The organism is Methyloceanibacter sp. (genome assembly GCF_049590335.1).
GTDB lineage: Bacteria > Pseudomonadota > Alphaproteobacteria > Rhizobiales > Methyloligellaceae > Methyloceanibacter.
This window is the reverse complement of record NZ_JBAWCQ010000118.1, coordinates 20,675-27,936: the sequence shown is the minus strand read 5'-3', so window position 1 is coordinate 27,936 and position 7,262 is coordinate 20,675. Positions and strand designations below refer to the sequence as shown.

7 protein-coding genes are annotated in these 7,262 nt (G+C 62.1%); 4 read left to right on the top strand and 3 right to left on the bottom strand.

Annotated elements, in window-relative coordinates; translation table 11 throughout:
- On the top strand, positions 1 to 277 hold a 277-nt coding region (locus WBQ77_RS09495; protein WP_424059970.1), incomplete at its 5' end, for a hypothetical protein.
- 195 nt (positions 278 to 472) lie between these two features.
- Positions 473 to 745, top strand: coding sequence for a hypothetical protein (locus WBQ77_RS09490; RefSeq protein WP_424042025.1), 273 nt, complete (start codon positions 473 to 475; stop codon positions 743 to 745).
- A 104-nt stretch (positions 746 to 849) separates the two neighbouring features.
- Here WBQ77_RS09490 and WBQ77_RS09485 read toward each other — a convergent pair whose 3' ends face one another.
- The 3 genes from WBQ77_RS09485 to WBQ77_RS09475 all read right to left on the bottom strand — a co-directional run bounded on the left by WBQ77_RS09485 (position 850) and on the right by WBQ77_RS09475 (position 2,850).
- Positions 850 to 1,614, bottom strand: a complete 765-nt coding sequence (locus tag WBQ77_RS09485) for an N-acetylmuramoyl-L-alanine amidase (RefSeq protein ID WP_424042027.1) — start codon at positions 1,612 to 1,614, stop codon at positions 850 to 852.
- Between the two features lie 96 nt (positions 1,615 to 1,710).
- The gene (locus tag WBQ77_RS09480) at positions 1,711 to 2,436 is read right to left on the bottom strand and encodes a TerB family tellurite resistance protein (RefSeq protein ID WP_424042029.1); all 726 of its coding nucleotides are present in this window, start codon (positions 2,434 to 2,436) and stop codon (positions 1,711 to 1,713) included.
- A gap of 111 nt (positions 2,437 to 2,547) precedes the next feature.
- A complete protein-coding gene (locus WBQ77_RS09475; RefSeq protein WP_424042031.1) occupies positions 2,548 to 2,850 on the bottom strand; it encodes a hypothetical protein in 303 nt (100 codons plus the stop codon).
- 169 nt (positions 2,851 to 3,019) lie between these two features.
- Between WBQ77_RS09475 and WBQ77_RS09470 the strand changes: the two genes are divergently transcribed.
- Both WBQ77_RS09470 and WBQ77_RS09465 read left to right on the top strand, forming a co-directional pair.
- A complete protein-coding gene (locus WBQ77_RS09470) occupies positions 3,020 to 3,550 on the top strand; it encodes a gamma carbonic anhydrase family protein (protein WP_424042032.1) in 531 nt (176 codons plus the stop codon).
- A gap of 19 nt (positions 3,551 to 3,569) precedes the next feature.
- Complete coding sequence (locus tag WBQ77_RS09465) at positions 3,570 to 7,217, top strand: hydantoinase B/oxoprolinase family protein (protein WP_424059968.1); 3,648 nt, start codon at positions 3,570 to 3,572, stop codon at positions 7,215 to 7,217.
- The last annotated feature ends 45 nt before the right edge of the window (positions 7,218 to 7,262 follow it).

Here is a 7,262-nt window from a genome sequence, read left to right as displayed (position 1 = left end):
ATACTTGGAGGAAACAACGATGAAATTTCTGACCCCTGCCATCGTCACCGGCGCCCTTCTCTTCGCCGGCTCGGCGATCGCCGCGACCGGCGAATACGGAAATATGTGCGCCATGGGCCTTGCCCTTGATAAGAAGGTCGAGACCGATTGCTCGATCAATGCCGAGATCAACGGCAAAACCTACTGCTTCGGCAACGACACGGCCAAGACGCTTTTCATGAAGGACACCGAGGGTAACCTCAAGAAGGCCCAAAGCTTCTACAACGACAACCAGTAGCCCGGGCCATGCGCCCTCCGTGGCGCAGCTAGGGGAAGGCCCTCCAATTGCTACCGGGTCTTCCCCAACGCCTCTCGGGCTTAGAAGCGCGATGGAATAAAGGTTGTCCATTGACGGCGGGTGCATTTCTGACGATTGAATGGCGTTTCAATGGCCGATTACGCCATATAAACAAAAGTCTTGGAGGAAGAATTTATGAATAAGGTTGTTATCGCCGCTGCGATTGCCGGCACCATGTTTGCCGCTTCCGGTTCCGCCGCCTTTGCCGCCGGCGACCTGGGTGAATTCAGCAACAACTGCGCGTTTGGGCTCACCAAGGGCGTTAAGAAGTTCACCGACTGCTCCGTACAGGAGAAGATCGACGGGAAGCTCTATTGCTTCAGCAAGCAATCTGCCAAGGAAGCATTCATGAAGGACCCGGAAGGCAATCTCACCAAGGCCCAGTCCTTCTATGCCGACAATCAATAGTCAGTCGGGCTCAGACCCAACCGCATGATTTCAAAGGCTCGCCCAGAACTTGGGCGGGCCTTTTTTCGTAACTATCGAGTGCAACTGCGGCCTAGGAAACGAGATCAGGCCACGGCGCCGGCGCGGACCACGAGGAGCCGCTTCAGGGTCTCCCGGGTGGAGAGGTCGGCGCGGCCGTCGACGCGCGCAGGCCGATAGTGCCGCTGGAACGCCTCCACCACGATTTCAGTGCCGCGCCCGTAGGTAGACGTGGCCTCGACGCCATAGCCGAAGTCCTTGAGGTCGCGCTGCAGCTCTACGACGGCCTCGCTCTCATCGCCGAGCCCGAGGCCCATATCGTCGCCCAGAGGCGCCGGTTCGGTCCATAGGCCGACCCCGGCACGAGCCAGCCGCGCCCAGTCGAAACGCTCGCCCGGATCGCGCTTGCGCCCCGGCGCAATGTCCGAATGGGCCAGCACGCGGGCGGCTGGGATACTGTGGCGGCCGATAATATCGAGGCAGAGTGCCTCCACGGCGCGGATTTGCACATCCGGAAACGGCGGGTAGTCGTAGTCGTGACCGGGATTGTGAATCTCAACGCCAATGGACGCCGAATTCAGATCCGTCTCGCCAGCCCAGTAGCTTTGGCCCGCATGCCAGGCCCGCGCTGACTCCGCCACCATCTGAGTGACGATCCCGGCCTCGTCGAGGATGTAGTGGGCGGACACCTTGGACTCTTCGGATGCGAGCCAATCGCGGGCCGCATCGTGCGCTTCCATCCCCGTGTAGTGGAGGATCAGCGTGTTAGGCTTCCGTCCCTCAGGCCGCGGCTCGAAATTGGGCGATGGCACCCAGTGCGCGGCAAGCTTGCTGTCCGGTGCGGCCATCATCCAAGCCTGTCCATTGTGCAAGCCAGTCCATTGTGCGGCCGTCGCGCGACAAGTTCGCCGGTCCGGCTATCAGCCACGGCGGCGGAAAAGACGACCCTAGAGGCCGCGCTCTTTCGCGATTTGCTGATAGGCCTCGTTGATGGCGGCCATCTTGTCCGTGGCGATAGCGATGAACTCTTCCGGCACGCCGCGTGCGATCAGCTTGTCGGGATGGTTCTCCGCTATCAGCTTGCGGTACTGGGCCTTCAGCTCGTCGTTTGTGATCGCCGGCTCGACCTCAAGCACCTCGTAAGGATTGCGCTTCGAGGCAACCACGTGCCGCGCTTTGATATAGCCGAACTCCGTATCGGTAAAGCCGAAGCGCTTGGCCACTTGTCTCAGGAACTCCTCCTCTGTCGGATCGAACTCGTCGTCGGCCTTGGCGATGTGGAACAGGCCGTCCAGCACGTCTTCCAGCAGTTTTCGGTTGCCCTTGAACATCCCGGCAAGCTGGTCGGCATAGGCTTCGTAGCCAGCCACTTCCTGCTTAGCGAGGTTGAATACTCGTGCCACGTTCTTCATCTCGCCGTCCGGGACCTTGAAGACCTCCTTGAAGGCGTTGACCTCGTCCATGGTAACGACGCCGTCAGCCTTGGCCATCTTGGCTCCCAGCGCGATAACGCCCACGGTGAAGGCCACCTGGTCCTCGCCGTCGGCGCCACCTTCCTGCTCACCGTCCCGGTCGATCACATAGTGCCCGGCGACACCGCCGACCAACGCGCCAATCGGCCCTCCGACCGCGAGCCCTGCGGCTGCACCTGCGAGCTTTCCCCAAACCGACATAGCGGACTCCCTTAGAACCTCTTTATCTAGTTAAACCATAGGGACTTTTCGGTTGTCCCGCATGGGATAATCGCCCCGATGGCGCACCGCCGCCGGGCCAAGAACGTTATGCTATCCTCGGAGATTGCCAAGGATCGACATCTTCGGCTGATCGACCTCGAGACCGGCCCTGAGCCGCCGCTCCACGTGCCACGACCTGACAAAGGTCCAGACGGCAAACCACAGCGCCAAAAGCGCATTGGCGCCACTCGCGGCCCAGACGAATGTGGACCCCAGCTCGAACAGATTGGCCGCGGCAAGGATGAAGGCCTCGATCACAATCGCAAAGCCGCCTGCCATCACGATAGCGGCGCACAGTGAAACGATAAAGATCGTCAGCGGATTTCCGCCTTTTTTGGTGTCTTCGGTGCTCATCGGCGCGTTCTAACCCTTGAGAATCTGCTGGGGGCGCTTTTCCTTACCGGCGTGATCCCATTGTTACAAGAGATTCCGGCACTTCCGACCCGGCAGGCTATCCCGATCTTGAATGACAAGGCTACCTCAGAATTGTATCCACGGCCCTTGAGAGGCGAAAGGAGCGACAATGGCGGTCTACGAGCTTGATGGGCAGGCGCCCGAATTTCCGGCAGACGGGCTCTATTGGGTCGCCGATACAGCCGTTTTGACCGGCAAGGTGCGGCTGAAGTCTAATGCCAGCGTCTGGTACGGCTCGGTGCTGCGTGGCGACAATGAGTGGATCGAGGTCGGCACAGGCTCGCAGGTGCAGGATAATTCCACGCTCCACACCGATCCGGGGTTCCCGCTGATCATCGGCCAGGACTGCGTCATTGGACACAATGTCATCATGCATGGCTGCACCATTGGAGGCAGCACGCTGATCGGCATGGGCGCGATTGTCCTGAATGGCGCCAAAATCGGCGCCCACTGTCTTGTCGGCGCTGGTGCCCTGATCACCGAGGGCAAGGAGTTTCCCGACAATTCGGTGATCGTCGGATCGCCCGCCAAGGCCGTGCGCGAGGTCGACGACAAGATGCGTGCCATGATCGCCCGCGGCGCCGATGTCTATATGCGACGCTGGAAACAGTATGAGGCCGGGCTGAAACGGATCTCGTGACAGGCGGACCAACCGCAGCATGACCGGCAAATGGCAGTTCTTCATCGATCGGGGCGGCACGTTCACCGACATTGTCGGGTGCGACCCCGACGGCAGGCTCGTGACCACGAAGCTGCTGTCGGAGAATCCCGAATCTTATGAGGACGCCGCCATCGCCGGCATCGCCGATCTGATCGGCGCGTCGCGCGCAGCGCCCCTACCGCCTCATCTCATCGAGACCGTGCGTATGGGGACAACAGTCGCTACCAACGCCCTGCTTGAGCGTAAAGGCGATCGCGTTCTGCTCATCGTGACTGAAGGATTTCGAGACGCTCTTGAGATCGGCTACCAGGCGCGCCCCAAGATCTTTGCGCGGCGGATCGAGAAACCCTCCATGTTGTATGAGCGCGTAGTGGAGGTGCCCGAGCGTGTCCGTGCCGACGGAACGGTCGAGGTTCCGCTGGACCTCGAGGGCACACGCATTGCCCTGGAAGATGCACGCAAAGACGGCATCGATGCCGTTGCCATCGTCTTCATGCACGCCTACGCGCATCCCGCCCACGAGCATGACGCAGCCGCCCTCGCCCGGGAGTTGGGATATGGCCAGGTCTCCGTCAGCCACGAGGTGAGTCCGCTGGTAAAGTTCGTGGGCCGGGGCGATACGACCGTGGTGGACGCATATCTGTCGCCGCTGCTCAGCCGCTATGTGGACCGCTTGGCGCGCGCACTCTCGGCGCATGGGGACCAGCGCGCGCACCGAGGCGCACAACAAGACGCGCCGAGGCTGCTGTTCATGCAGTCTTCCGGCGGTCTCACGTCCGCACGTCTCTTTCGTGGCAAAGATGCGATCCTGTCCGGCCCGGCCGGCGGCGTGGTGGGCGCCGTAGAGACGGCGGCAAGCGCGGGGTTCTCGCGGGTCATCGGCTTCGACATGGGCGGCACGTCCACGGATGTGTGCCATTACGACGGCGTTCTGGAACGCAGCTTCGAGAGCGTCGTGGCGGATGCGCGGGTGCGTGCCCCGATGATGCTCATACACACAGTCGCGGCGGGCGGAGGTTCGATCCTTCATTGCGACGAGGCGCGTTTCCGGGTGGGACCGGACTCGGCGGGTGCCGATCCGGGCCCGCGTGCCTATCGCCAGGGCGGGCCGCTCACGGTCACGGACGCCAATGTCATGACGGGTAAGCTCCAGCCCGATCTGTTTCCCCAGATTTTCGGGCGCGGCCAAGACCAACTGCTGGACCGGCGCGCGGTGGTGAAGGCCTTCCATGCGCTCGCGCGGCAGCTGGGCGATGGCCGCTTGCCGGAGGAGATCGCCGAAGGCTTCATCAAGATCGCCGTCGCCAATATGGCCAACGCTATCAAGACGATTTCCGTACAGCGGGGCTATGACGTCGCTGGCTATGTGCTCAACTGTTTTGGCGGTGCGGGCGGGCAGCATGCCTGTCTCGTCGCCGACGCGCTCGGTATCGAGAGCGTGATCCTGCATCCGCTCTCCGGGGTTCTATCCGCCTATGGCATGAGCCTCGCGAATGTGCGCGCGACCCGCACCCATGCGGTGCTCGCGCCGCTCGACACCAACGGCATGGCAACACTCGCCGAGATTTGTGCACCCCTAGAGCGCGAGACGGCGCGCGAACTTGCGCTTCAAGGCATCGAGGCGGGTGCGATCACAGCGCAGGCGCATTTGCGTTACGAGGGTACGGACAGTTCCCTGCCGATCCCGTCCGGCGCGTTGGCGGAGATGCGCACTCAGTTCGAGGCAGCGCATCAGAAGCGTTTCGGTTTCGTCAGTCCGGAAAAAGAGATCGAGATCGAGGCCGTCGAGGTAGAGGCGATTGGCGGCGGTGCGCCGATCGTAGAATCCGATGCGCTCCTTACCGCCAAACGGTTCGCGCCCACACCACAGACCCGGGCCGACATCTTCACCCACGGAAACTGGCACGATGTCCCCATCTACGCCCGCACCGATTTGGCACCGGGCGCCGAGATCGTGGGCCCGGCACTCCTGATCGAAGATCATCAGACCGTCGTGGTGGAACCGGAATGGCGTGCGGCGGTGACGGCGAAGAACCATCTCCTTTTGACGCGGGCCTGCGCGCCGCAAACCAAAGAGACGGTTGGCGCTGCTAGCAAGCCGGATCCGATCATGCTGGAGGTATTCAACAGCCTCTTCGTCTCGATCGCCGAACAGATGGGATATGCGCTGCAGAACACGGCTCGCTCAGTCAACATCAAGGAGCGCCTCGACTTCTCCTGCGCCATGTTCGATGCGGGCGGCGCTCTGATCGCCAACGCGCCGCACATCCCTGTTCACCTCGGCTCGATGGATCGAAGCGTCGAAACGATCATGCGGGAGGTCGGTACCGAGCTCCGCCCCGGCGATGTGTGGATGCTGAATGCGCCCTATAACGGCGGGACGCATTTGCCCGATATTACGGTCGTCACGCCTGTCTTCGACGAGGCCGGCACGGAGATCCTCTTCTTTGTGGCCGCGCGCGGCCATCATGCTGATGTGGGCGGCATCGCGCCCGGCTCGATGAGCCCCCGAGCCGCCTCGATCGAAGAAGAAGGCATCTATATCGATCCGTTCCGGCTGGTCGAAGGTGGACGTTTTAGGGAAGACGCCGTGCGGCGCCTGTTCACGGACGCGCCCTATCCGGCGCGCAACGTCGAGCAGAACATTGCCGACCTGAAAGCACAGGTCGCCGCCAACGAGAAAGGCGTCACCGAGCTGCGCAAGATGGTGCGGCAATATGGTCTTGCCACTGTCGCGGCCTATATGGGCCATGTGCAGGACAATGCCGCAGACGCGGTGCGCAAGGTGATCGGCACGCTGAAAAGTTCTCGCTTTGCGCTTGAGACCGACCAAGGCAGCCGAATCGCCGTAGCGATCAAGATCGACCACAATGCGAACAAGGCCGTCGTCGACTTTACCGGCACGAGCATACAGACCGAAACGACCTTCAACGCTCCCGAGCCGATCACGCGCGCCTGCGTACTCTACGTGTTCCGTACGCTCGTCGACGAGGACATTCCGCTGAACGCCGGCTGTCTGCGCCATATCGACGTCGTGCTGCCGGAAGGGTCTCTCTTGAAGCCGCGCTATCCGGCACCCGTCGCGGGCGGCAACGTGGAGACGAGCCAAACTGTCGTCAACTGCCTCTACGGCGCGCTGGGGCTTCTTGGTTCCGCACAAGGCACGATGAACAACCTGACCTTCGGAAACGAACGGGTGCAGTACTACGAAACGATCTGCTCAGGGGCGCCGGCGGGGCCCGGTTTCGATGGGGCTTCGGCTGTTCAGACTCACATGACCAACTCCCGGCTCACCGATCCGGAGGTCCTGGAACTGCGCTACCCTGTGCTGCTGGAGCGATTCGCCATCGAGCGGGGCTCGGGCGGCGGGGGCCAATGGCGTGCAGGAGACGGCACGGTCCGCACGTTGAGATTTTTGGAAGAGATGGACTGCGCTATTCTCTCGGGCTTTCGTACCGTGCGGCCATTTGGCACAAAGGGCGGTGCGCCGGGTCGCAAGGGTGAAAATTGGGTGCGACGGACCACGGGGACGCTGGAGCGGCTCAAAGGTTCGGACCAAACCAGACTCGCCCCAGGCGAGGCCGTGATAATCAGAACACCGACCGGGGGCGGTTATGGTAAGCCATCCCCGGACGAGAACACATAGACGAGAGAAGACGGCATACGGCGCAAGCGCGTCGAAGCCGAGCGG

What these genes read in the sequence shown, in the direction of transcription:
- WBQ77_RS09475 (WP_424042031.1), bottom strand. Translation starts at nt 2,850, where the DNA reads ATGAGCACCGAAGACACCAAAAAAGGCGGAAATCCGCTGACGATCTTT.
- WBQ77_RS09485 (WP_424042027.1), bottom strand. Translation starts at nt 1,614, where the DNA reads ATGATGGCCGCACCGGACAGCAAGCTTGCCGCGCACTGGGTGCCATCG.
- WBQ77_RS09465 (WP_424059968.1), top strand. Translation starts at nt 3,570, where the DNA reads ATGACCGGCAAATGGCAGTTCTTCATCGATCGGGGCGGCACGTTCACC.
- WBQ77_RS09470 (WP_424042032.1), top strand. Translation starts at nt 3,020, where the DNA reads ATGGCGGTCTACGAGCTTGATGGGCAGGCGCCCGAATTTCCGGCAGAC.
- WBQ77_RS09480 (WP_424042029.1), bottom strand. Translation starts at nt 2,436, where the DNA reads ATGTCGGTTTGGGGAAAGCTCGCAGGTGCAGCCGCAGGGCTCGCGGTC.
- WBQ77_RS09490 (WP_424042025.1), top strand. Translation starts at nt 473, where the DNA reads ATGAATAAGGTTGTTATCGCCGCTGCGATTGCCGGCACCATGTTTGCC.